At 69.5% G+C, this 22,576-nt stretch carries 20 protein-coding genes; 6 read left to right on the top strand and 14 right to left on the bottom strand.

Going from position 1 to position 22,576, the window contains the following annotated elements; genetic code table 11:
• Nucleotides 1-129 precede the first annotated feature (129 nt).
• The gene (locus RQG77_RS04025; RefSeq protein ID WP_311243546.1) at nt 130-558 is read right to left on the bottom strand and encodes an Lrp/AsnC family transcriptional regulator; all 429 of its coding nucleotides are present in this window, start codon (nt 556-558) and stop codon (nt 130-132) included.
• A 129-nt stretch (nt 559-687) separates the two neighbouring features.
• On the opposite strand from RQG77_RS04025, the gene RQG77_RS04020 reads away from it, so the two are divergent.
• Nucleotides 688-1,509, top strand: coding sequence for an arginase family protein (locus tag RQG77_RS04020; RefSeq protein WP_311243545.1), 822 nt, complete (start codon nt 688-690; stop codon nt 1,507-1,509).
• A gap of 53 nt (nt 1,510-1,562) precedes the next feature.
• Here the strand turns inward: RQG77_RS04020 and RQG77_RS04015 are convergent, their stop codons facing one another.
• The 12 genes from RQG77_RS04015 to RQG77_RS03960 form a co-directional block, all read right to left on the bottom strand.
• Nucleotides 1,563-2,663: a glycerate kinase gene (locus RQG77_RS04015; protein ID WP_311243544.1), complete on the bottom strand. Its 1,101-nt coding sequence runs from the start codon at nt 2,661-2,663 to the stop codon at nt 1,563-1,565.
• The gene (locus tag RQG77_RS04010) at nt 2,660-3,715 is read right to left on the bottom strand and encodes a LacI family DNA-binding transcriptional regulator (RefSeq protein ID WP_311243543.1); all 1,056 of its coding nucleotides are present in this window, start codon (nt 3,713-3,715) and stop codon (nt 2,660-2,662) included. The genes RQG77_RS04015 and RQG77_RS04010 overlap by 4 nt, the downstream gene beginning before the upstream one ends.
• A gap of 83 nt (nt 3,716-3,798) precedes the next feature.
• Complete coding sequence (locus RQG77_RS04005) at nt 3,799-4,557, bottom strand: TIM barrel protein (protein ID WP_311243542.1); 759 nt, start codon at nt 4,555-4,557, stop codon at nt 3,799-3,801.
• A 164-nt stretch (nt 4,558-4,721) separates the two neighbouring features.
• Entirely contained in the window at nt 4,722-5,585 is an 864-nt protein-coding gene (locus RQG77_RS04000; RefSeq protein ID WP_311243541.1) for a sugar phosphate isomerase/epimerase family protein, read from the bottom strand.
• Nucleotides 5,582-6,754 carry a dihydrodipicolinate synthase family protein gene (locus RQG77_RS03995; protein ID WP_311243540.1) on the bottom strand — a complete coding sequence of 391 codons (1,173 nt, stop codon included), beginning with the start codon at nt 6,752-6,754 and terminating at the stop codon, nt 5,582-5,584. Before RQG77_RS03995 ends, RQG77_RS04000 begins: the two co-directional genes overlap by 4 nt.
• Before the next feature lie 2 nt (nt 6,755-6,756).
• Nucleotides 6,757-7,920 carry a Gfo/Idh/MocA family oxidoreductase gene (locus tag RQG77_RS03990; protein ID WP_311243539.1) on the bottom strand — a complete coding sequence of 388 codons (1,164 nt, stop codon included), beginning with the start codon at nt 7,918-7,920 and terminating at the stop codon, nt 6,757-6,759.
• A 173-nt stretch (nt 7,921-8,093) separates the two neighbouring features.
• Nucleotides 8,094-9,068: a hydroxyacid dehydrogenase gene (locus RQG77_RS03985; RefSeq protein ID WP_311243538.1), complete on the bottom strand. Its 975-nt coding sequence runs from the start codon at nt 9,066-9,068 to the stop codon at nt 8,094-8,096.
• Nucleotides 9,065-9,751, bottom strand: coding sequence for a DUF624 domain-containing protein (locus RQG77_RS03980; RefSeq protein WP_311243537.1), 687 nt, complete (start codon nt 9,749-9,751; stop codon nt 9,065-9,067). The genes RQG77_RS03985 and RQG77_RS03980 overlap by 4 nt, the downstream gene beginning before the upstream one ends.
• Before the next feature lie 3 nt (nt 9,752-9,754).
• Nucleotides 9,755-10,660: a carbohydrate ABC transporter permease gene (locus RQG77_RS03975; protein WP_200934048.1), complete on the bottom strand. Its 906-nt coding sequence runs from the start codon at nt 10,658-10,660 to the stop codon at nt 9,755-9,757.
• Nucleotides 10,657-11,595, bottom strand: a complete 939-nt coding sequence (locus tag RQG77_RS03970) for a carbohydrate ABC transporter permease (protein WP_056313394.1) — start codon at nt 11,593-11,595, stop codon at nt 10,657-10,659. Before RQG77_RS03970 ends, RQG77_RS03975 begins: the two co-directional genes overlap by 4 nt.
• Before the next feature lie 69 nt (nt 11,596-11,664).
• The gene (locus tag RQG77_RS03965) at nt 11,665-12,945 is read right to left on the bottom strand and encodes an extracellular solute-binding protein (RefSeq protein ID WP_311243536.1); all 1,281 of its coding nucleotides are present in this window, start codon (nt 12,943-12,945) and stop codon (nt 11,665-11,667) included.
• A gap of 79 nt (nt 12,946-13,024) precedes the next feature.
• On the bottom strand, nt 13,025-14,974 hold the full coding sequence (locus RQG77_RS03960) for a DUF2264 domain-containing protein (RefSeq protein ID WP_311243535.1): 1,950 nt from the start codon (nt 14,972-14,974) through the stop codon (nt 13,025-13,027).
• Nucleotides 14,975-15,119: 145 nt separating this feature from the next.
• Between RQG77_RS03960 and RQG77_RS03955 the strand changes: the two genes are divergently transcribed.
• Together RQG77_RS03955 and RQG77_RS03950 are read left to right on the top strand one after the other, a co-directional pair.
• Nucleotides 15,120-16,922: a heparinase II/III family protein gene (locus RQG77_RS03955; RefSeq protein ID WP_311243534.1), complete on the top strand. Its 1,803-nt coding sequence runs from the start codon at nt 15,120-15,122 to the stop codon at nt 16,920-16,922.
• Nucleotides 16,919-18,007: a substrate-binding domain-containing protein gene (locus RQG77_RS03950; RefSeq protein WP_311243533.1), complete on the top strand. Its 1,089-nt coding sequence runs from the start codon at nt 16,919-16,921 to the stop codon at nt 18,005-18,007. The genes RQG77_RS03955 and RQG77_RS03950 overlap by 4 nt, the downstream gene beginning before the upstream one ends.
• A gap of 2 nt (nt 18,008-18,009) precedes the next feature.
• On the opposite strand, the gene RQG77_RS03945 is transcribed toward RQG77_RS03950, so the two are convergent.
• Complete coding sequence (locus tag RQG77_RS03945; protein WP_311243812.1) at nt 18,010-18,960, bottom strand: LacI family DNA-binding transcriptional regulator; 951 nt, start codon at nt 18,958-18,960, stop codon at nt 18,010-18,012.
• Between the two features lie 168 nt (nt 18,961-19,128).
• Between RQG77_RS03945 and galT the strand changes: the two genes are divergently transcribed.
• The 3 genes from galT to galE all read left to right on the top strand — a co-directional run bounded on the left by galT (nt 19,129) and on the right by galE (nt 22,574).
• Entirely contained in the window at nt 19,129-20,343 is a 1,215-nt protein-coding gene (gene galT / locus RQG77_RS03940; protein WP_311243811.1) for a galactose-1-phosphate uridylyltransferase, read from the top strand.
• On the top strand, nt 20,340-21,524 hold the full coding sequence (gene galK / locus RQG77_RS03935; RefSeq protein ID WP_311243532.1) for a galactokinase: 1,185 nt from the start codon (nt 20,340-20,342) through the stop codon (nt 21,522-21,524). The genes galT and galK overlap by 4 nt, the downstream gene beginning before the upstream one ends.
• A 72-nt stretch (nt 21,525-21,596) precedes the next feature.
• Nucleotides 21,597-22,574 carry a UDP-glucose 4-epimerase GalE gene (galE, locus tag RQG77_RS03930; RefSeq protein WP_311243531.1) on the top strand — a complete coding sequence of 326 codons (978 nt, stop codon included), beginning with the start codon at nt 21,597-21,599 and terminating at the stop codon, nt 22,572-22,574.
• Nucleotides 22,575-22,576: the final 2 nt, after the last annotated feature.

Here is a 22,576-nt window from a genome sequence, read left to right as displayed (position 1 = left end):
CCGGGCCCTGCAGCGCCGTCAGTGGGCGTGGTGAAATGCGCCGAAAGCCAGGAGTCCCCGTGCAGCGTCGCGGCAGATGAGCGTTGGAAGAGCGCTCCTCATCTCCGCAGCGATCTGATTTCGGACGGTCTACTGACCGGTGAGTGAGTTCACGAGCAGGCTCGTCTCTGTGTCCCGTACTCCAGCGACGGCTCGGATCCGCTCAAGAGCTGAGTCGAACTCAGCCATGGTTGATGTGCTGAGCTGAACGACGAGGTCCCAGGTGCCGAGTGTCGAATGCAGCCGCTCGACCTCAGGGAAGCCTCTTATCGTCCGAACCACGGCCTGTCCATGTTCGGGGTCGCTTCGAACGAGAGTGACGGCGCGGATAGCATCCCTGTCGATTTCATCACTCAATCGAATCGTGAATGCTTCGATCACACCGGATTTCGTGAGGCCGTCGATCCTCGCGGTCACCGTCGACCGGTTCACCTCGAGCTCCCTTGCGAGAACTGCGATCGGGAGCCGCGACTGCCCGCGGAGTAAGGCGATCAAGCGACGGTCGAGGTCATCAATCATGCAAAGAGCATAAACGCGCCCCGCATAATGCTGCCCAGTGCAACGCGAACGAGCGTTCAGTCGATTGTGTGACCACATCGCTGGTTCCTAGCGTGGAGACAACCCCTCCCGAAGATCACGAAGGACGTCATGACCATCGCACTGACCCGCTTCGCCGCACGCGCCGGCGACCACAACGACCGCGCGATGCAGGCGACTCCCCTCCTCACCGCTGTCCTCAGCGAGAAGCTCCCCGCGAAGCCCATCGTGATCGGTGAGCCGCAACCCGCATCCCCGACGAGCTGGGATCAGGAACTCAGAATCGCGCGTCCGTCGTTTCGGCAGATGGCAGCTCACTACGATCGGATCTTGACGGGCGGGCTCCGTCCGGTCACCGTTCTGAGCCGATGCGCCGTGTCGCTGGCTACGCTGCCGATGATCGCGAAGCACAGACCAGATGCAGTCGTGCTGTGGTTCGACGCTCACGCCGACCTCAATACGCCTGAGAACACCACGACCGGTTATCTCGGTGGGCTGGCCCTGTCCGGACCGCTCGGCCTGTGGAACTCAGGGCTCGGAAATGGACTCGCCGAATGCAACACCATCCTCGTCGGAACTCGAGACATGGACGACCCCGAGCAGGAACTCATCGATGCCGGCCGTGTAGGCCTCGTGCCGGTCGGGCAAGACATGGCCGACAGGCTTCTCCGCATCGTCGCGGGTCGCCCGGTCTACATCCACGTCGACTGCGACGTCCTCGACCCCGGGACCGTACCCACCGACTACACCGTTGCCGCAGGGATGACGCTCAGCCAGCTCAAACACTGCGCACAGGCTCTGACAGGGAGTGAGATCCTCGGGATCGAGGTCGGGGAGCTCGAAACGGATGACGCCGGGTCGCCCGGCGCGGACCGACCAGCGCGCCTCATCGTCGATGCTCTTGAACCACTACTGCAACGTCTCAATCAATGATTCGACGCGGCGAAGCAGTACACGTTCGTAGGGGACAGACCGGATGCGCAGGGTCAGACCGACCGGGCGAGCAGCGCTCCGGCGTCGCGCAGCCAACGGGCGGGTTCAGCGAGTGCGGCCTCGGACGAACCTGCCAGCGCGGTCAGCGAGGCGGATGCCGCGAACAGCGCCGTGTCGGAGTCGGGCGTGATGCGTCCGGCGGCGAGCAGGACGGTCGCCCCTGCCGACGCCGCGATGCCCGCGATGAACGAAGGCACCTTGCCATCGCCGGACTGCCCGTCGTACGAGCCCTCGCCGGTGATGACGATGTCGGCGTCGGCGATCGCGTCCGCGAGTCCGATGAGCTCTGCCACCTCGGCTGCTCCCGGGGCGAGCGTCGCTCCCCACACGACCAGCGCCCCGCCCGTGCCACCGGCAGCCCCGGTGCCGGCAACCGCGGGGTCGAGGGCGAGCAGGTCGGCGAGGCGGGCGAGCGCGGCATCCACCCGCGTGATGTCGTCGCCCTCGAGACCCTTCTGCGGCCCGAACACCGCCGCAGCTCCACGCGGCCCGATGAGCGGATTCGTCACGTCGGTGAGCACCCGCACCTCGGGGGCCGCGCGCAGGCCGGTCAGGTCGACCGAGGCGATGTCGGCGAGACCGCGAGCGCCGCGCGCGACCGGGTCGCCCGCGACGTCGAGAAAGCGGGCGCCGAGCGCCGACAGCATCCCGGTGCCGCCGTCGGTCGAGGCGCTCGATCCGATGCCGACCACGAGTCGCGAGACGCCGTGGTCGAGCGCGGCGGCGATGGCCTGGCCGAAGCCGGTGGTGTCGGCGTCCCACGGGCGCAGCTCGTCGAGCAGTTCGATGCCCGAGGTCGAGGCCAGATCGACGACCGCGGTACCGCCGGGGGCATCAGCAACAGGCGGAAGCAGCAGCCAGCTCGTCTCGATGCGGGCGCCGGCGGGGCCGTCGACGACCACCGGAACACGGCGAGCGCCGGGCACCGCGGCCTCGAACGCCGCGACGGTGCCCTCCCCTCCGTCGGCCATCGGACGGTGCACGAACGTGGCGGTCGGGTCGACCGACGCCCAGCCCTCTGCGAGGGATGCCGCCGCATCCGCCGCAGTGATCGTGCCCTTGAAGCTGTCGGGAGCGAGGACGACGCGGGTCATGCGAGGCCCGGGGTGCTCGACCGCACAGCCACCTCGAGCGGCAGTGCCGCCTGCTCCCAGTCGGCGTCGACCGTCGCACGGAAGGCCTGGTAGCCGACCTCGCTCAGCGGCACCCTCACCGTCGTGAGCGCCGGTGTCACGTCGCTGCTCGAGGGGACATCATCGAAGCCGCACACCGCGATGTCGGTGCCGATCTCGCGTCCTGCGTCGCGGATCGCCGACATTGCGCCGATCGCGACGACGTCACTCATGCCGAACACGAGAGTCCCCGGCTCGACGCCGTCGGCGAGAGCTGCGGTCATCGCCTGCACACCCGACTCGCGGCGGAAGTCGCCGCGGATCACCCGGTCGATCGCGCCGCCGCCGGACTCGAAGCCGGCACGGAACCCGGCGAGACGCTCATCGGAGGTCAGCACGCCCTCGGCCGCCGCGATCGCGATGGCCGAGCGGTAGCCGAGAGCCGCCATCCGCCGACCGAGCTCCTCGGCCCCGGCGCGGTTGTCGATCTCGACATGCCGGTTCTCGGCGCTGCCCGCACCGAACGTCACGACGCGTCCTCCGAAGCGGGCGTATTCGGCCAGCTCGCGCGCGGTGTCGGAGTCGGTCGGCTCGTTCGTGCGGGAGGCGGCGAGGATGAGTCCCTGCGGCCGCTGCCCTCTGAGAGCCCGCACGATGCGCGCCTCGCGGGCCGGATCGCGCTCGGTGATCGCGATCGTGACGACGAGCCCCTGCTCGTCGGCTCCGCGGGCGACGCCGGCGGCGATCAGACCGAAGTACGGGTCGGCGATGTCGGCGACCAGCAGCGCGATCACGGGAGAGGATCCGCGGGCCGTCGCCTGCGCCGACGCGTTGGCCGTGTAGCCGAGCTCTGCCGCCGCCTGCTCGACCTTCTCGCGGAAGGATTCGGCGACCTTGCGCTCGGATCCGTTGAGAACGCGGGATGCCGTCGCGAGCGAGACACCGGCCTCACGGGCGACGTCGTGCAGGGTCGGGGCGGCGCCTCGCGCGTGACGCGGCTGACGCACGCGGGAAGGGCTTTCCGGCTGGTTCATGCCCCGAGCATACTGCGGGAGGACCGCGAGAACGGGGAGCGGAGAGGCATCGCGCAGCGGCGCGTCAGGGCGGGCACCGGGCCTCAGATCGACAGGTAAGAGCGGAGAGCCGCGGCCTCGCCCCGCAGCAGCGCCGGGTCGTCACCGGGAACGAACTCGAGCAGTGCATCCCGGGGCGGCCGAGAGGATGCCAGCGCCTCGGCGAAGAAGCGCGTCCACAGCGCATCCCTCGCCCGAAGCGGCAGGCGCTCCTGCGTGGGCCACCAGGAGAAGACGTGCGCCGCGGTGGTGTGCGCGGCGAGGTCGCGATACTCGCCGAGCACGGTGTCGACGGTCGCGGCGACCGTCGGCTGCCAATAGGTGCTGAGTGCCGGGCTGTCCACATCGGCGAGCAGTCGCAGTGTGGTCGGAGCCGTGTCGGCGAGCGTGCCCGAGTGGAACTCGAGGGCGAGGCCGATGCTCCGCGCCTCCGCCTCCGCTGCCGCATCGCGCAACCGCGAGACGATGTCGGCCCAGTGCTCTTCCGACGCCTCCGACGACCCGCGATGCCCGGCCCAGACGCGCACCCGGTCGACTCCGAGCGCCTCGGCGCTGTCGAGGATCGGCGTGAGCTCCTCATCGGCCCCTGCCCGGAAGTACGACCCGTACGAGCACGACGTCAGCCCGGCATCCTCCGTCTGGGTGGCCACCTGCGCTGCCCGCTCGATGTCGCCGACCGGCACGTGCACGTCGGCACCCCACTCGATGACCTCGAGCCCGGCTTCGGCTGCGAGTCCCACGACCTCTTCGGCCTCGAGCGCACGGAAGGTCACCGAGCAGAGCCCGGGTCGGATCTTCGTCATGGGTTCATCCTCTCAAGGGGGCGGCGCGGCGTCTCGGGGGTTGCCTTGCGGCCGATCTCCGCCTAGTGGCGCCGGAGGCACGACGGATACCGGAGACACACGGATGACCGGGGTCGGACCGGGCGCAGTCCGCGACCGCCGCCCGGTCAGCCCGGCACGTCCCGTCAGCGCAGGTGCGGCGAGACCGCAGCTCCGAAGGTCTCGGCCGTGCGTCGCACGACGTTCTCGGGAGCATCCGCCCAGATGTCGGCGTTGAAGATCTCGACCTCGATGTCACGGTCGTATCCGGTCTCGATCACCGCACGGGTGAGCGAGCCGAAGTCGATCACGCCGTCGCCCGTGTAGTGCCGCGACAGCAGCACGTCGGCGGCGAGCGGGGTCTTCCAGTCGCATACCTGATAGGTCGCGATGCGGCCCTCGCGGCCGGCGCGGGCGATCTGCTCGAGCACCTGCGGGTCCCACCAGATGTGGAACGTGTCGACCGCCGCGCCGACCACATCGGCGTCGAAGTCGGCGGCGATGTCGAGCGCCTGGCCGAGGGTCGAGACGACGGCGCGGTCGGACGCGTACATCGGATGCAGCGGCTCGATCGCGAGCGTCACGCCCGCCGCCTTCGCATCGGTCGCGAGCACGCCGATCGCGTCGCGCACCCGCTCACGCGCGCCGATCAGGTCGCGCGAGCCGGCAGGCAGTCCCCCGGCGACGAGCACCAGCACGGCCGTGGATCCGTCGGCACCCGCGGCGGCGAGCGTCGCGGTCTCCTCGATCGCACGGCGATTGTCGTCGAGTGCGGCGACGCGCTCCGGCCCCTCGGGGAGGGTGAAGAAGCCACCACGGCAGTGCGTCGTGAACCGCAGACCCGAGTCTGCGAGCATGCGCGCGGCGACGTCGAGTCCGACCTCGTTCACGGGCTCGCGCCATAGCCCGATCGCCTGGATGCCGGCATCCGCCGTCACCCGCAGCGCGGTCGCGAGATCGGCGTGCTTGATCGTGGCCTGGTTGATCGACAGGCGAGGATCGACGGTCACAGGCCCACTCCGTTCAGGCGCAGCATCCCGTGCCAGCGCTCGCGCGCGAGCTCGGGGTTCTCGAGTGCGAGCGAGGCGTTGGCCAGCTCGACGATGCGGCTGAGGTGCACGAGGCTCCGCGCCGAGTGCAGCCCGCCGACCATCTGGAACGCGGGCTGGTGCCCGTTGAGCCACGCGAGGAAGGCGACGCCCGTCTTGTAGTAGAACGTCGGAGCCGCGAACACCTGACGGCTGAGCTCTTCGGTCGGTCCGAGGATCTCGAGATAGCGCGCGGGGTCACCGGCATCCAGCGCCTGGATCGCCGCGGACGCCACCGGGGTGATCGCCGCGAACGCGCCGAGCAGCGCGTCGGAGTGTCCGTCGCCCTGGCCCACGGTGTCGCCGCCGATCAGGCCGACGTAGTTGAAGTCGTCTCCGGTGAACATGCGCACGCCCTGCGGAAGGCGCTCGCGCACCGAGATCTCGGACTCGGCGTTCAGCAGGCTCATCTTCACGCCCGCGACGACGTCGGGGTTCTCGGCGATCACGTCGAGCAGCACAGCGGATGCCGTCTGCCAGTCATCCGCTCCGAAGTAGCCGGCGAGCTCCGGGTCGAACGCCGTTCCGAGCCAGTGCAGCACGACCGGCACCGTGGCGGAGCCGAGCACCTCGCGGTACACGCGACGGTAGTCGTCGGCGTTCTCGGCGACGCGGGCCAGGTGACGCGAGGCCATGAGCACGGGCCCCGCCCCCTGCTCCTCGGTGAAGTGCAGCTGCTCCTTGTAGGCGTCGATCACCTGGTCGAGCGAGATGTGCGACTCGGCGACGTGATCGGTGTTGACGCCGACCACGACCGAGCCACCCTCTTCACGGGCGACCTCGGCGCTGCGCGAGATGAGCTCGCGCGTCGCGGCGGCGTCGAGGCCCATGTTGCGCTGCGCGGTGTCCATGGCATCGGCGACGCCGAGACCCCACGAGTAGACATTGCGGCGGAACGCGAGCGTCGAGTCCCAGTCGATGTCGGCGGGCTGCCCCGGGGTGTTGTCGGCGTGCACCTTCGGCACCACGTGGGCGGCGGCGTAGGCGACACGGCTCACGAGCGGCGAGGCCGGACGGGAGTATCCGCCGCCCTCGCGCAGCTCGGCATCAGTCACCGCACCCGCGGCGTCGAGAAGTCGGAGAGTGGTCATGCTCAGCCCAGCGTCAGCGGAGAGAGAGCGACCTTGCGGCCTTCGGCGCTGGAGGTCAGACCCGCCTCGGCGAACTGCACGCCACGAGCACCCGAGAGCAGATCGAAGGGGTACTTCGTGCCCTCGACGAACGAGATCAGGTACTCCTCCCACTGCTGACGGAAGCCGTTGATGAAGACGTCGTTCGTGGGCACCTTCTGCCAGTCGGTGTCGTAGTCGTGGCTGTCTTCGAGGTCCGGGTTCCACACGGGCTTCGGCGTCGCGTTGCGCGGCTGGATCTTGGCGCCGAAGAGTCCGACCACGGCCGACCCGTGAGTGCCGTCGACCTGGAACTCGACGAGCTCGTCGCGGTTGACGCGCACGGTCCAGCTGGAGTTGATCTCGGCGACGATGCCACCCTCGATCTCGAAGATGCCGTACGCGGCGTCCTCAGCGGTGGCGGTGTAGTGCTCGCCGTTCTCGTCCCAGCGGTCGGCGATGTGCACGGCGGCCTGCGCGTAGACGCTCTTGACCTCGCCGAACAGGTTCTCGAGCACGTAGTTCCAGTGCGGGAACATGTCGACGATGATGCCGCCGCCATCTTCGGTGCGATAGTTCCAGCTCGGGCGCTGCGCGGGCTGCCAGTCACCCTCGAAGACCCAGTATCCGAACTCGCCGCGCACCGACAGGATGCGGCCGAAGAAGCCCGAGTCGATCAGGCGCTTGAGCTTCTGCAGGCCCGGCAGGTAGAGCTTGTCGTGCACGACGCCGGTCTTGACACCGGCCTCGTCGGCGAGGCGTGCGAGCTCGAGGGCCTCTTCCAGCGACTCGGCGGTGGGCTTCTCGGTGTAGATCGCCTTGCCTGCCGCGATCGCCTTGCGGAGGGCCGAGGCACGGGCCTTGGTCACGAGGAAGTCGGCGTAGATCTCCCACTTCGGGTCGGCCAGCGCCGCGTCGAGATCGGTCGTGTAGTCCTCGATGCCGTGCTTCGCGGCGAGCTCGGCGAGCTTGGCCTCGTTGCGGCCGACCAGCAGCGGCTTCACGGTGATGCGGGATCCGTCGGGCAGCTCGATGCCGCCCTCTTCGCGGATCGCGAGGATCGACCGCACCAGGTGCTGGCGGTAGCCCATGCGCCCGGAGACGCCGTTCATGATGATCCCGATCTCGCGGGTTGTCGTCTGCGACATTGCTGGTCCGTTCTCTTCTCTCAGATCCCGCACGCTCTGCGGGGAAACTCGTGTGTGCGATTCAAGATGGGTAAGCGCTTTCCGACAGCATGCCATGCCGTGAGCCGGTGCGCAAGCGGGAGTGGAAAACGCTCTCCGGATCTACCAGGTCCGACTCACCGCGACACCCGCCCTCATGCGCTCAGCTCCATGTCGAGACGCGTGATCACCTGCGACGGCACACCGCCGTGCAGCAGCGCCTCGACGTCGTCGAGGGCCGAGTCGGCCAGGCGCCGCGCCTCGTTGCCCATGGAGCCGGCGATGTGCGGGGTGAGGGCGACGTTCGGCAGCGTTCGCAGCGGCGAATCGGTCGGCAGCGGGTCGGGCTCGGTGACGTCGAGCACAGCATCCAGTCGTCCTGACTCGCACTCGGCGAGAAGCGCGTCGTGGTCGAGGATCCATCCGCGCGCCGTGTTGATCACAGTGGCGCCGTCGTGGAGCGCCGCGAGTTCAGCGGCTCCGATCATGTGCCTCGTCTCGGGCAGCGCCGGCGCGTGCAGCGACAGCACGTCGATCTGGCCGAGCATGTCGTCGAGGGGAAGCAGCTCTGCCCCGGCGTCGGCCACCGCCTGCGCGGAGACGAACGGGTCGGCGACGATGATCCGGATGTCGTCGAGCTGCCCCAGCATCCGCACCACCCTGCGTCCGATCCGCGAGAATCCGACGATTCCGACCGTGCGACCGACGCTGCCGTAGCGAGTGGAGCCGACCAGGTCGCGCCATTCGACCACCGTCGACGGCGAGCGCATGTGCACGAAGGCACGCTTGAACGCGAGGATGATCGTCGCGAACGTGTACTCGGCCACCGGTACGGCGTTGGCGTCAGCGGCCGAGGTGACGGTGATCCCCCGCTCCCACAGCTCGTCGGACACCAGCTGCTGCACACTGCCCGCCGCATGCACCACGGCGCGCAGCCGCGGCATCCGGTCGAGGAGCTCGGCGTCGAGACGCGGGGCACCCCACGAGGTGAGCAGGATCTCGGTGTCGGCGAGGTCTCCCCCGTCGATCGCCAGCTGCGGCGACGGAGCCAGCGTGCGCAGGCGCTGCAGACGCGCCTCATCGAAGAGCAGAGCGAACACCTCGGGACTCATCGCGGTACGGACGGTCACGCGCGCACTCCTTCGATCTCGCGCGCCTCGTCGACATCGAGCACGGGCCGCAGTGTGTAGCGGCTGTTCGCCCACGCCACGTAGAGGGCGGGCGCACAGGTCAGGCCGATCGCGATCGCGGGCATCGTGGTGAACAGTCCGATCTGCACTCCGAACACGGTGAGCGACAGCGCCGTGAGGTACCAGCGCCGCACGCACAGGTAGAGCGCGGCTTTGACGATGTCGCGCATCCGCGCACCCGGCTCTTCGGCCAGCGCGACGAGAGCCACCAGGGCGGTCGCCACGGCGACCACGGTGAGCAGGGCGAGCACCGGGACGATCATGACCGAGGCGGGTGACGCGCTGACCGCCCGCACGTCGACGAGCAGCACCACGACGGATGCCGTCGCCACCGCGCCGATCAGCAGGCCCTTGCGTGCCGTGGCCTTCCAGCCCCGCAGGAACGAGCGCACCACCTGGGGCTCGCCGCGTCCGAACTCGCGGAACGCCGTGAACGCGCCGGTCAGCGCCGGAGCGACCAGCGGAGCCGCGAGCGCCAGCAGCGGCCACGACAGGGCGGGATCGGTCGTGATCAGCAGCACCACGAGAGGGGATGCCGCGACGAGCACGAGGAAGTTCACCATCAGGCCCAGGTAGACGAACCCGAGGATCGTGGCCCAGGCATCATGCGATATGCGCTTCATCGGTCAGCCCTTCAGCCCGCTGGTGGCGATGCCCTCGACGAAGTACTTCTGCCCGAGCAGGAAGATGATCGCGATGGGCACGACCGAGATCGTGAGTCCGGCGAACAGCAGCGCGTAGTTCGTGTCGAAGAGGTTCGAGACGAAGCTCTTGAGTCCGAGCTGGATCGTCCACAGGTCGGGGTTCCGCAGATAGATCAGCGGCCCGAGGTAGTCGTTCCAGGTGTTCACGAACGTGAGCAGAGTGAGGCTCGCGATGGCCGGCACCGACAGCGGCAGCATGATGCGTCGCCAGATGCCGTACTCGCTGAGCCCGTCGAGACGCGCGGCCTCGCTGAGCTCTTCGGGGATCGTCTCGTAGTACTGCTTCATGAGGAACACCCCGAACGCACCGAACGCCTGGAGCAGGATGATCGCCCACAGCGTGTTCGACACCTTCAGATTCGACAGCAGGATGAACTGCGGGATCATGTACGACTGCCACGGCACAGCGATCGTGCCGATGTAGACGAGGAACAGGATGTCGCGGCCGGCGAACTTCATGCGCGCGAAGCCGTAGGCGGCGAACGAACCGGTCAGCACCTGCAGGAACGTCACGCTGACGGCCAGGAACAGGGTGTTGCGGATCCAGACGAGCATGTTCGACTTCGTCCAGATGTCGATGTAGTTCTGCCATACGAACGTCTCGGGGACCCAGACGACGGGCACCGAGAACACCTCGTTGGCGTTCTTCAGCGAGCTCATGACCATCCAGAAGAACGGTGCGAGCAGGCCGACCGCCGCGATGATCAGGGCGATGTAGCCGAGGGTGCGACCGACCGTGAGCCTGGTGCGCACGCGGCCGGCGGGGGCGGGGGTGTTGAGCTTGCGCAGCGTTCCCCCGGTGACGAGGACCTGGGTCTCGGTCATCATGCGCTCCGCTTCTTGTTCCAGAGGAACTGGCCGATGGTCACGAGGATGCAGAGGAAGAAGAGCGCCACCGCGGCGGCGGACGCGTAGCCGAACTGCGACTCCTCGAAGCCCTTCTTGTAGATGAACTGCGACAGCACCAGGGTCGACTGGCCGGGGCCGCCGTCGGTCATGACGAGGATGAGGTCGAAGATCTTGAAGGAGTTGATGGTGAGCATCACGGTGACGAAGAACATGGTGGGCCGCAGCGAGGGGATCGTGACGTTCGTGAAGCGCTGCCACACGTTCGCGCCGTCGACGCGCGCGGCTTCGTGCAGCTCACGCGGCACGGTCTGCAGGCCCGCCAGGAACAGGATCATGTAGTAACCCATGTCGCGCCAGGTGCTGACGATCACGACGGCGGGCATCGCCCACTCCGATGACGTGAGCCAGCCGGGAGGCTCGGAGATGCCGATCGCCCGGAGCACCTCGTTGATGGGTCCGTAGTCGGGGCTGAAGAGCAGGTTCCACACCACGGCGATCGCGACGATCGAGGTGATGTACGGGAAGAACGCGGCGGTGCGGAAGAACGCGACGCCGCGGAGTTTGTTGTTGAGCAGCAGTGCGAGCCCGAGCGAGACGACGATCGTCAGCGGGATGTGCATCACCGAGTAGTAGATGGTGTTCCAGAACGCGATGTGGAAGCTGCCGTCGCCCATCAGGCGCTGGAAGTTCGCGAACCCCACCCAGTCGGCCTTGCCGAACACGTTCCAGTTCGTGAACGCCATGTAGAAGAGGATCAGCACCGGGAGCAGGGTCAGGAACCCGAATCCGATGAAGTTCGGCAGGATGAAGCTCCAGCCGATCAGGGCATTGCGGCGACGCAGTGCCGAACGTCTGCGGGGCAGCTTCGTCTGCGGCGGGGCCGCGTCGCGGCTCGGGGCCTCGGTGGTCGTCATGTCTCTCGTCTCCTGGATGCTGCGCGAGGGCGATGTCGGGGGCCGACCGGCGGCCGGCCCCCGAGTGGATCAGCCGACCTCGTTCTTCACGCGGTCCTCGGCGGTCTTGATGGCGTCGTCCACAGACACAGATCCCGACATGACGGCGGTGTGCAGATCGGCGAGGATCCCCTGGATCGTCGCCGTCTTGCTCGACGTGGGGTTCTCGGGAAGAACCTCGTGCGTCGACCAGGCGAACTTCGACAGATCATCCGTCGGCGCACCCTCGACCGCGAAGTAGGACTCGACGACGGCGTCGTTCGTGAGCGCCGGAGTGATCCCGATCTCGGCGAGCGCCTGCGCGCCCTCCTCGGATGCGGCGAACTCGAGGAACTCCTTGGCGGCGTCGGCCTTCGCGGAGTCGATGTTCGCGTTGATGCCGAAGCCGGTCGGGTCGCCGAACGTCACCGGGGTGTTGTCGGTGCCGGTCGTCTTCTCGTCGAGCTGCGGTGCGGGAGCGATGCCCCACTCGAAGTCGTTCGCCTCGCCCGACGCCTGCTGCGCGATGAGGGTCGCGGTGTACCACGTGCCCATCAGCATCATCGCGGCCTTCTGCGTGCCGAACTCGCCCTGGTAGGTGAGCTGGTTGGCGGTCGACGTGTTGAAGTCGACCTGGTCGCCGGCATCCTGCAGCGCGAGCGTGTTGTCGTAGTAGTCCTTCATGTTGCTGAAGTCGCCGTCGAGCACGCTGGTGTCGGTCTGCGCGTTCGCGAAGCCCTGCACGGTCGACTGCCAGCGGTGCAGGTACGTGCCCTTGGAGGCGTCAGTGGTGAGCGCCTCCGCGGCATCCGCGTAGTCCTCCCACGTCCACGATCCGTCGGGCTCGGCGACGCCGGCCGCCGCGAACAGGGCCTTGTTGTAGAAGAGCACCCAGGAGTCCTGGCGGTACGGCACAGCGTAGGCGGCGCCGTCGACCTCGTAGGAGTCCGCGCCGCTGATGCCGTCGGGCAGAGCCACGTCCGAGACGTCGAGCAACTGGCCGCCCTCCTGGAAGGTCGTGACGTACTTGACCTCCTTCTGCGTGATGATGTCGGGACCCGACCCTGCGGCGAGGTCGGCGGTGACGAGGGTGTTGTACTCGGCCGCGTCGTATTCCTTGAGCTCGATCTTCACGTTCGGGTGGTCCTTGGTGAACGCGTCGGCGAGCGTCTGGAACTCGGGGGTGGTGTCGATGCTCCATCCCGAGAGCGTGAGCGTGACGGGGGCGTCGGGGTCGGTGCTCTCTCCGGCGTCGCTGCTGCCGGAGCAGCCTGCGAGGGCGAGGGCCGCGACGGCGGCGATGCTGCCGGCGGCGAGGATCTTGCGGTTCATGGGGATACTGCTCCTTTGCAATGGCGGGTGCCCCAAACGGGGCGGGAGGACGGGTCGGGATGACGGGTCGGGTTACGGCTCAGGCGAGCCGGTGTTCGGTGGTGGTGGAATCGGGCCACACCACGGCGACGTCGTCGCCGTCGATGCGGACGGTGGGAACGGATGCCGCCGCGCGGTCGCACAGGTGCACCGCGGTCGCGATCCACTCACCCGTCGACACCGGGTACGTGACGACGGGCACGGAGGCGGCTGCGCCGAGCGGGCTCGCATCGCGCCGGTTCTCGATCGAGGGCACTCCCCCGGGCGTGAGTGCGGCGATGGTGCTGTGGCGGCCGCGGGCGCTGGCTGCGGCCACGGTCTCGGAGACGGTGTCGTCGACGGCATCGGCGGCGAGCGCCCAGCCTCCGATGCGCAGGGCGGTGGGTGCGGCATCCGCCTCGATCCGGTCGATGCGCACGACTCGCACCTCCCATGCACCGCGCACGATCGACCAGGTGGTGACGGTGCCCGCGATCTCGACCTCGCCCGTGATGCCGGAGCCGTGTCGGGTCTGGGTCGCGGCCGGCGCGATCCAGTGCGCGGTCGCCTCGGATCCGGCGATCGCCGCATCCCCGTCGCGCCGGATGCCCTGCACGCGCATGCCGGCACGATGCGTCGCCCGGCCGTCGGCGTGCAGCAGTGCGATCGACTGCTCGAGGGGCTCTGCCCAGGCGTCGCCGTTCAGCAGCGGGCTCGCAGCCGTCGAGTAGCCGAGGCGCGCGTAGAGCGGCGAGTCCCCGACGAGGTCACCGGGTCGGGCGTGGTCGGCTCCGTGGTTGATCACCCGGACGATGCCGTCGTCGCTCGTCGCGGAGATGATCCACGCCGGGGCTTCGACGACCCGGAGGACGTCTGCGGTTTCGGTCGGCAGCAGCTCGACCGGCGCCGACCACACCGGGTGGTCAGCGGGGAGAGCGATGCCGAGCAGGCCCTTCGATGCCCAGTACGCGGATCCGGTGCCGGAGTAGTTCTGCGCGAGCCGGCGCCACTCGTCGTGCCACCCGAGGTCGAGGAGCCCGTGATCGTTGGGGGCGCCGTTCTCGGCGAAGTGGCGGACGATGGAGGATGCCGCGCGGCGCAGCTGCGCGGCCGGGACCGACGGGACCTCGGCGATCACACCGGCCCAATAGGGGGCTGCCGCGGCGAAGCGGTAGACCAGGCTGCGCCCCTGGATCAGTGGAGCACCGTCGGCACCGACGAGCGCGATCGCGTCCTGCAGGAAGGTGTCGAGGCGGGCGAGGTCGCCCGCGGTCCGACCGCCCGCTAGCTCGGCGGCGCCCTGCATCCGCGACCACAGCACCGGGTAGAGGTGAAGGGCCCAGCCGACGTAGTGGTCGTACGAGCGGTCGTCACCGTCGGAGATCCACCCGCCCTCGCGGAGGAACGAGTCGTGCTGAGCCAGGTCCTGCTCGATATCGGCCTGCGACCACGGGCCGCCCACCGAGCGCAGGAAGGTCTGCACGACGACGCGGAACCACAGCCAGTTGTTCTTCGGGTAGCTGTCGTCGCCCACGACGGGCGCGAGGTAGTCGATCATGCGGTGCTGAGTGGTCTCGTCGAGGCGATCCCAGATCCAGGGGCGCGTCATGTCGAGGATCAGGGCGATCGACGCCGCCTCGACCTTGGCCTGTGCATGCTCGTCGAGCCGCACCCACCGGTCGGGGCTCGCAGGATCGACCCCGGCCACGATGCCGCGCGAGTAGAAGTCGATGAGGTCGTCGACCCCTTCGCCGCGTGCCCCCGCGATACGGAAGCCCGCCAACAGGAAGGTGCGCACGAATCCCTCGAGGCCATCGACGTCGATCCCGTATCCGCCCGAGGCGCCGGGCAGCGTGATGCGGGCGTTGTTCTCGGAGGCCCACGGACGCACGGCCGCGAGCAGTCGGTCGGCGTACGCGATCAGATCGTCGCGAGACCATTCCGTCTCGCGGGGGCTCTGAGCGGAACGGCGGCTCATCGCCGTCGCCGTTCCGGTGCGCTCGTATGCCACAGGGTTCTCCTTTGAAGACTGCTTCGAGATGGACCGCGACGGATGCCGTCTCTTTGCGATCGTTGGGAGATTATCACCGCATTTCGATCAAGACAAGACTCAAATATAGCTAGATCGATCATTTTCGATCAGTTATGCTGAGTGCGTGAACACGCTCCCCGCGCCGACCGCCGATGATCGCGCCGCCTGGTCGCACATCGATGCGGCCGATCTGCGCGCCCGCGCCGAGGCCGATCTCGGCACACCCTGGCCGCAGCCCCTCGCCAGTCAGGCGGCCCGCGTGCACCGCGACGGCGATCGCGTCGCCTGGGAGAATCCGGCCTTCGCCCGCCAGCACCGCCTCAGTCGCGCCGTCGTCGCCGCGGCCGCGACTCTCGATGAGCAGTGGATCGACGAGGTCATCGACGGGGTGCAGCTGCTGTGCGAGCAGAGCTCGTGGTGCTGGCCCGCCCACGACGACACGTTCGACAGGCGCGGCAGCGTGCTCGCGACCGTCACCGATCCCTTCCTCGACCTCGGCGCCGGTGAGGTCGTCGCCCAGCTCGCGTGGATCGACCACGTGCTCGGCACGCAGCTCGATGCCCGCGCCCCCGGTATCCGCTCCCGCATCCGGCACGAGGCGCAGAGGCGTGTCTTCGACCCCTTCGTCGAGCGCCGCGACTGGCACTGGCTGGGCCTCGACGGCGATGTGCACAACTGGAACCCGTGGATCCACTCGGCAGTCCTCACCGCGGCCGTGCAACTGCACGAGCACCCCGACCACATCATCGACCTGGTCGTCGAGGGGCTCGACCGCTACCTCGTCTCGCTGCCCGACGACGGCGCGATCGACGAGGGCTATTCGTACTGGTGGAACGGAGCCTGCCGCGCGCTCGAGGCTCTCGACCTGCTCGAGTACGCGACGGACCGCTCACGCCGCGACCTCGTCGGCCTGCGCGAGACCGTCGCGTTTCCGCATCGCTGCCACCTCGGCGGCGACTGGTACGCCAACCTCGCGGACGGGCAGGCTCGCCCGCCTGCGGATCTCCCCTGGCATGCCCTGCACCGCGCCGCCCGGCGGATCGGCGATGCGGATGCCGCGGCCCACGCCGCCTCGCACCGCGCCGCACCTCCGTCGGAGTTCGCCGGTCTCGGGCGCCTCGTGCAGGAGCTGACCGATGCCGGCTGGCTCGCAGCCGCCGCCACTGCGTCTCCCCTCCCGCGCGACGTGTGGCTGCCCTCGACGCAGGTGCTGCTCGCCCGCGAACGAGCGGGATCTGCCGCCGGTCTCGGCCTCGTGGTCAAGGGCGGGCACAACGCCGAGCACCACAACCACAACGACGTCGGCTCGTTCATCGTGACGTCAGACGGGGTTCCCGTGATCGTCGACGCGGGGCGTCCGACGTACACGAAGGCCACGTTCGGGCCCGACCGGTACTCGATCTGGACCATGCAGAGCTCGTGGCACAACACCCCCACGGTCGCCGGCGTCGACCAGTCGCCGGGGCGGGAGTTCGCGGCGTCCGAGGTCGAGGCCTCGGTGACGGATGCCGTGTCGTCACTGTCGCTCGACCTCGGCGCCGCGTACGCGCTCGACGGGCTCACCTGGCGGCGCACCGCCGCCCTCGACCGTGCGGAGAGGGTCGTGCGGGTGTCGGACGCGTGGGACGGGCCCCTCTCAGACAGCCCGACCACCCTCAACCTCGTCGTCGCCGGCACCGTATCCGCCCGCGATGACGGCATTCGTGTCGCGCCGCTCGACGGGGCGACGCCCGTCGTGATCCGGTGGGCTGCCGGCATCCGCTCCGCCCACACGGTGCGCCTGCTCGACGACCCGATGCTGAGCGATGTGTGGGGCGAGCGACTCACCCGCATCGAACTGGACGTGAGCGCGCACGATCGCGCGTGGATCACGGTAGAAAGAGACGACGCCACCCCGGGGACGGGTGACAGCGAGGACGACCGATGACCGATCAGCAGCACGCTCCGCTGGCGCCCGCGCGTCACGCGCACATCCTCGCCGCACTCGAACGCGACGGGATCGTGCGGGTCTCGCGTCTCACCGAAGAACTCGGGGTCGCGCCCGTGACGCTGCGTCGAGACCTTCAGCAACTCGAAGAGGAAGGGCGTCTCGAGCGCGTGCACGGCGGCGCCGTGCCAGCCGAGGCTGCGCGCGTCGACGAGCCGGTGCCCGCGCAGACCGGCGGCGCGATCGGCGTGCTGGTGCCGTCGCTCGCGTACTACTGGCCAGGCGTCGTGCGGGGCATGGAGGCCGAGGCACGCAAGCGCGGGCTCCGCCTGGTGCTGCGCGGAGCCTCGTACGAACTGCAGGACGAGCGCCCGGTGCTCGAGCGCCTCATCGCCTCCGACGACATCCGCGGCCTCATCGTCGCCCCCAACCCCGACGTCACCCACGCGCAGGACGTGGTGCAGTGGCTCGACGCCTCCGGGGTTCCGACGGTGTTCGTCGAGCGCGACGCCGTGGTGCTCCCCGACCGCGCGCCCGTCGAGAACGTCACGACCGACCACGCCCTGGGCGCGGTGCTCGCCGCACGTCACCTCGCCAGCCTCGGCCACCGCCGCATCGGCCTCATCCTGTCGCGGGAGTCTCCCACCGGCCGCAAGATCGTCACCGGATGGGCGACGGCCTGCGAGGAACTCGGACTCGCGCCGGCCGACCACTTCGAGAGCCTCTTCCCCGACCGAAACGGGCCGGGCTTCGCGACCGCCGTCAATGCCGCCATCGACACGGCGCTCGACGCCGGAGTGACCGGGCTGCTCATCCACTCCGACCCCGAGGCCATGGCGTTCATCGACATCGCACTGAACCGCGGGCTGTCGGTGCCCGAAGACCTCTCGGTGGTCGCCTATGACGACGAGGTCGCTCAGCTGTTCACCCCCGCACTCAGCGCGGTCAGCCCGCCGCGTGCCGCCGTCGGCGCCGCCGCGATCGACCTTCTCGCCAAGCGCATCGCCGACCCCACGCGTCCGGTGCATCGGGTGTCGCTGAGCCCGACGATGCACGCCAGGGAGTCGTCGGCACCTCCCGCCTGACGTCAGCGGGTGCTGGAGCGTTCGACCAGGACGGTCGGCACCACAGCGGATGCTTCGACGCCCGATGTGCCCTCGATCTCGGCGACGAGCAGGTCGACCGCGCGGTGCGCGAGCGCCGTGAAATCCTGGCGGATCGTGGTGAGCGGCGGGCGGTAGTTGGCGGCATCCGGCACGTCGTCGAATCCGATCACACTGACATCCTCGGGAACCAGACGCCCCGCCTGGGCGAGCGCGCGCAGCAGCCCCAGCGCCATCTGGTCGTTGGCGCAGAACACGGCGGATGCTGCGCCCAATGCGTCGCCCGCAGCGAACCCGGCCTCGGCCGACCAGTCACCACGGACGACCATCGGCGGCTCGACGCCTGCGGCGAGAAGGGTCTCACGCCAGCCACGCTCGCGCTCAGTCGCCGCGAACGAATCGGCGGGACCGGCGAGATGGTGCACGGTCTCGTGTCCGAGGCTCAGCAGATGCGCGGTCGCGGCAGCGGCGCCGCCGACATGATCGCTGTGCACGACGGCGAGGTCGGCCGCGCCCGGGGCATCGACGACCACGAGTCGCAGTCCGGCCGGTCGATCGGCCGCCGGCACCAATGCTGAGGCCTCGTTCAGCACGATCGCGCCGTCGACCTCCTGTTCGGCGAGGCGCTCGAACGCTGCGGCGACGCTCGCGCCCGCGGTCACGAGGGTGAGAGCGTAGCCGCGCTCGGCGGCCGCCTCGGCCGTGGCCTGCAGCATGCGCGAGTTGCCGACCGTCGCGAGCGTGGTGACGACGAGTCCGATGGTCTGGGATCGACCGGTGCGCAGCGCTCGCGCGGCGCGATGCGGCCGGTACCCGAGCTCGACCATGGCCTTCTCGACGCGCTCGCGGGTGACGGGGTCGACGCGGGGGCTGTCATTCACGACACGGGAGACGGTCTGGCCGGAGACCCCGGCACGGGAGGCGACCATCGCCATCGACACGCGGCCGGACGAGGGGCGTCGGCGGCGGGGGCTGCTCGGCTCGCGCACAAGGTCATCATCCACCGCAGGCACACCCCATCTCGCGTTCGCAACTCAGCAATGTTGACGTTACCACGGCGATGTGCGTACCATGTTTACGTGAACACGACCGAATCTGCTGGGATGCGCACCGAGACCCTCTCCGCCGGAATCATCAAGCGCGCGACCACGCTCGCCGACGGCCGCGAGCTGATCTACTTCGACGACCCCGACACGACGCTCGGCGAAGAGCGCGCTGTCGACTCCCGCACCCTCGACCCTCGCGGCGAGACCGCCACGATGCGCCTCGACGTGCTCACGGGAGACTGGATCACGGTCGCCGCGAACCGTCAGAACCGCGTCATGATGCCCAGCGCCGACGCCGACCCGCTGGCCCCGCAGTCGCCGACCAACCCGTCGGAGGTCCCCTCGCTCTACGACGTCGCGGTGTTCGAGAACCGCTCCCCCGCCTTCGGCCCGGCACTGGCCGAGGCGACCGGCATCGCCCCCGAGGCGAGCAATCCTCCCCGCGGGCTCGACGACCTCTCAGCCCTCGGCCTCGGCCGCACCCGCACCTCGGTCGGCCGCTGCGAGGTCGTGTGCTTCAGCCCTGAGCACACCGGATCCTTCGGCACCCAGTCCGTCACCCGCGCCCGCACGGTCATCGAAGCCTGGGCCGACCGCACCGCCGCCCTCTCGAAGCTCCCGGGCATCGAGCAGATCTTCCCGTTCGAGAACCGCGGTGAGGCCATCGGGGTCACGCTCCCGCACCCGCACGGTCAGATCTACGCCTACCCCTACGTGACGCCGCGCACCACCCGCGTGCTCGAGTCGATCGACCGCACCGCTCCCGAACTCTTCCAGCACATCCTCGAGTCCGAGCAGGCATCCGAGCGCGTCGTGTTCCGTGGCGAGCACTGGACCGCATTCGTGCCCTTCGCCGCCCGCTGGCCGCTGGAGGTGCACCTCATGCCGCACCGCCACGTTCCTGACTTCGCCGAGACGACGGATGCCGAGCGCGACGAGCTCGCCCCTCTCTACCTGCGACTGCTCCGAGGCGTCGACGCGCTCTACGACACCCCGACCCCGTACATCGCCGCCTGGCACCAGGCTCCGGTCAACGTCGGCCGCGACAGCGTGCGCCTGCACCTGCAGCTGACGAGTCCCCGCCGTGCCGCCGACAAGCTCAAGTTCCTGGCCGGCTCCGAGGCCGCCATGTGGGCCTGGGCCGCCGAGGTCACCCCCGAACAGGGCGCCGCCCGCATCCGCGACGCCATCGCGAAGGCGGACGCCGCGCACGCACAGAGCACCAGCACCAGCACCCACACCGCAGACACCGCAGACGAGGCATCCGCATGACCACCACTCTCGAGGCCGCGACCGCCCTCTTCGCCGACCTCACCGGCCGCGCACCCGACGGCGTCTGGTCGGCGCCGGGCCGGGTGAACCTGATCGGCGAGCACACCGACTACAACGACGGCTTCGTGCTGCCGTTCGCGATCCCGCACCGCACCTACGCGGCCGTGGGGGTCCGTGACGACGGCCTCGGCCGAGTGCGCGTCGCATCGACCTTCGCCGACGAGCCGGTCGAGATCTCCCTCGACGGGCTCGACGAGATGTTCCCCACCCCGTCAGGCAGCACCCCCGGGGTGCCCGAGTGGGCGGCATACCCGCTCGGCGTCGCGTGGGCGCTGCGTCAGGCCGGTGCTCAGGGCGCCGGCCTCGACATCGCGATCACCTCCGACGTGCCCGTCGGCGCAGGGCTCTCCTCCTCGGCTGCGATCGAGGGAGCCACGGCATCCGCTCTCAACGAACTGTGGCAGGCCGGACTCGACCGCACGGCGCTCGCCCGCGTCGGTCGCCGTGCCGAGAACGAGGCTGTCGGCGCCCCGACCGGCATCATGGACCAGATGGCCTCGATGCTCGGCGAGCCCGACGCGGCGATCTTCCTCGACTGCCGCTCGCTCGAAGCCGTGCTCGTGCCCGTCGGCATCGCCGAGGCCGGCCTCGCGATCCTCGTGATGGACACGCGCGTCAAGCACGCCCACTCCACCGGCGGATACGGCGAGCGCCGAGCCGCCTGCGAGCGCGGCGCCGCGATCATGGGCGTGCCGAGCCTGCGCGACGTGTCGGTCACCGACCTGCCGCGTGCCGAGGAGCTCATGGATGACGTGACCTTCCGTCGCGTGCGCCACGTGGTCACCGAGAACCAGCGTGTGCTCGACACCGTGCGCGTGCTGCGCGAAGAGGGAGCCCGCGCGATCGGCGACCTCCTCGTCGCCTCGCACGCCTCGATGCGCGACGACTTCGAGATCTCGGTGCCCGAGCTCGACACCGCGGTCGAGGCCGCGCTTGCGGCCGGCGCCATCGGAGCACGCATGACCGGCGGCGGCTTCGGCGGAGCGGCCATCGCGCTGATCGAGCAGGATGCGGTGCAGGAGGTGACGGATGCCGTGAACGCGGCGTTCGCAGCATCCGCCTTCACCGCTCCGGTGATCTTCACCGTCACCCCGTCGGCGGGCGCGCACCGCGACGCCTGACGCCGGCAGGTCCCGTCCGGGTCCGCGGAACCGGACCTGAGATACTGAACTCTCAACCACCTGAGGAGCACCATGTCCTGGATCGTGACCGGCGGCGCCGGCTACATCGGCTCGCACGTCGTACGCGCACTGGCGGATGCGGGGCTCTCGCCCGTCATCCTCGACGACCTCTCGAGCGGCGTCGCGTCGTTCGCCCCCGAAGGAGTGCCGTTCGTGCGGGGCTCGATCCTCGACCGCGAGCTCGTCGAGAAGACGCTCCGCGACCACGACGCCGACGGCGTCATCCACGTCGCCGGGTTCAAGTACGCCGGTGTCTCCGTACAGCGCCCGCTGCACACCTTCGCGCAGAACGTCGAGGGCACCCGCGTGATCCTCGAGGCGATGGAGGCCGCGGGCGTCGGCAACATCGTGTTCTCCTCCTCCGCCGCCGTGTTCGGCACCCCCGATGTCGCGCTGGTCGTCGAGGACACCGCCAAGAAGCCGGCGAGCCCGTACGGCGAATCGAAGCTCATCGGCGAGTGGCTGCTGCGCGACCAGGCGATCGCGACCGCCGATTCGGCGACCCCGCTGCGCCACACGTCGCTGCGCTACTTCAACGTGGTCGGGTCCGCTGATCCGACCGTCTACGACGTCAGCCCGCACAACCTGTTCCCGATCGTCTTCGAGGCGCTGATCGCGGGCAAGACGCCCAAGATCTTCGGCGACGACTACGACACCGAAGACGGCACGAACGTGCGCGACTACGTGCACGTCGGCGACATCGCCGCCGCCCACGTCGCTGCGGCGAAGCGCCTCGCCGCAGGCGAATCGATCGAGGCGGCCTACAACCTCGGCTCCGGCGACGGCCTGAGCGTGAAGCAGATCATGGATGCCGTGGCCCGCGTCACCGGCATCGACTTCACGCCCGAGGTCGGTCCCCGCCGCGCCGGCGACCCCGACCGCATCGTCGCCACCGGAGAGCTCGCCGCCCGCGACCTCGATTGGAAGATGCGGTACACGGTCGACGAGATGGTGCGGACCGGCTGGGAGGCGCGCCAGTCCGCCTCCTGACG

Source organism: Microbacterium sp. WCS2018Hpa-23 (genome assembly GCF_031843845.1).
GTDB lineage: Bacteria > Actinomycetota > Actinomycetes > Actinomycetales > Microbacteriaceae > Microbacterium.
Note: the sequence above shows the minus strand (reverse complement) of the source record. Positions and strands in the feature narration are given on the sequence as shown.

Coding starts and splice junctions, on each gene's coding strand:
- RQG77_RS04025 (WP_311243546.1), bottom strand. CDS start 558: ATGATTGATGACCTCGACCGTCGCTTGATCGCCTTACTCCGCGGGCAG.
- RQG77_RS04020 (WP_311243545.1), top strand. CDS start 688: ATGACCATCGCACTGACCCGCTTCGCCGCACGCGCCGGCGACCACAAC.
- RQG77_RS04015 (WP_311243544.1), bottom strand. CDS start 2,663: ATGACCCGCGTCGTCCTCGCTCCCGACAGCTTCAAGGGCACGATCACT.
- RQG77_RS04010 (WP_311243543.1), bottom strand. CDS start 3,715: ATGAACCAGCCGGAAAGCCCTTCCCGCGTGCGTCAGCCGCGTCACGCG.
- RQG77_RS04005 (WP_311243542.1), bottom strand. CDS start 4,557: ATGACGAAGATCCGACCCGGGCTCTGCTCGGTGACCTTCCGTGCGCTC.
- RQG77_RS03995 (WP_311243540.1), bottom strand. CDS start 6,754: ATGACCACTCTCCGACTTCTCGACGCCGCGGGTGCGGTGACTGATGCC.
- RQG77_RS03990 (WP_311243539.1), bottom strand. CDS start 7,920: ATGTCGCAGACGACAACCCGCGAGATCGGGATCATCATGAACGGCGTC.
- RQG77_RS03980 (WP_311243537.1), bottom strand. CDS start 9,751: ATGAAGCGCATATCGCATGATGCCTGGGCCACGATCCTCGGGTTCGTC.
- RQG77_RS03975 (WP_200934048.1), bottom strand. CDS start 10,660: ATGATGACCGAGACCCAGGTCCTCGTCACCGGGGGAACGCTGCGCAAG.
- RQG77_RS03970 (WP_056313394.1), bottom strand. CDS start 11,595: ATGACGACCACCGAGGCCCCGAGCCGCGACGCGGCCCCGCCGCAGACG.
- RQG77_RS03965 (WP_311243536.1), bottom strand. CDS start 12,945: ATGAACCGCAAGATCCTCGCCGCCGGCAGCATCGCCGCCGTCGCGGCC.
- RQG77_RS03950 (WP_311243533.1), top strand. CDS start 16,919: ATGACCGATCAGCAGCACGCTCCGCTGGCGCCCGCGCGTCACGCGCAC.
- RQG77_RS03945 (WP_311243812.1), bottom strand. CDS start 18,960: ATGGCGATGGTCGCCTCCCGTGCCGGGGTCTCCGGCCAGACCGTCTCC.
- galT (WP_311243811.1), top strand. CDS start 19,129: ATGCGCACCGAGACCCTCTCCGCCGGAATCATCAAGCGCGCGACCACG.
- galK (WP_311243532.1), top strand. CDS start 20,340: ATGACCACCACTCTCGAGGCCGCGACCGCCCTCTTCGCCGACCTCACC.
- galE (WP_311243531.1), top strand. CDS start 21,597: ATGTCCTGGATCGTGACCGGCGGCGCCGGCTACATCGGCTCGCACGTC.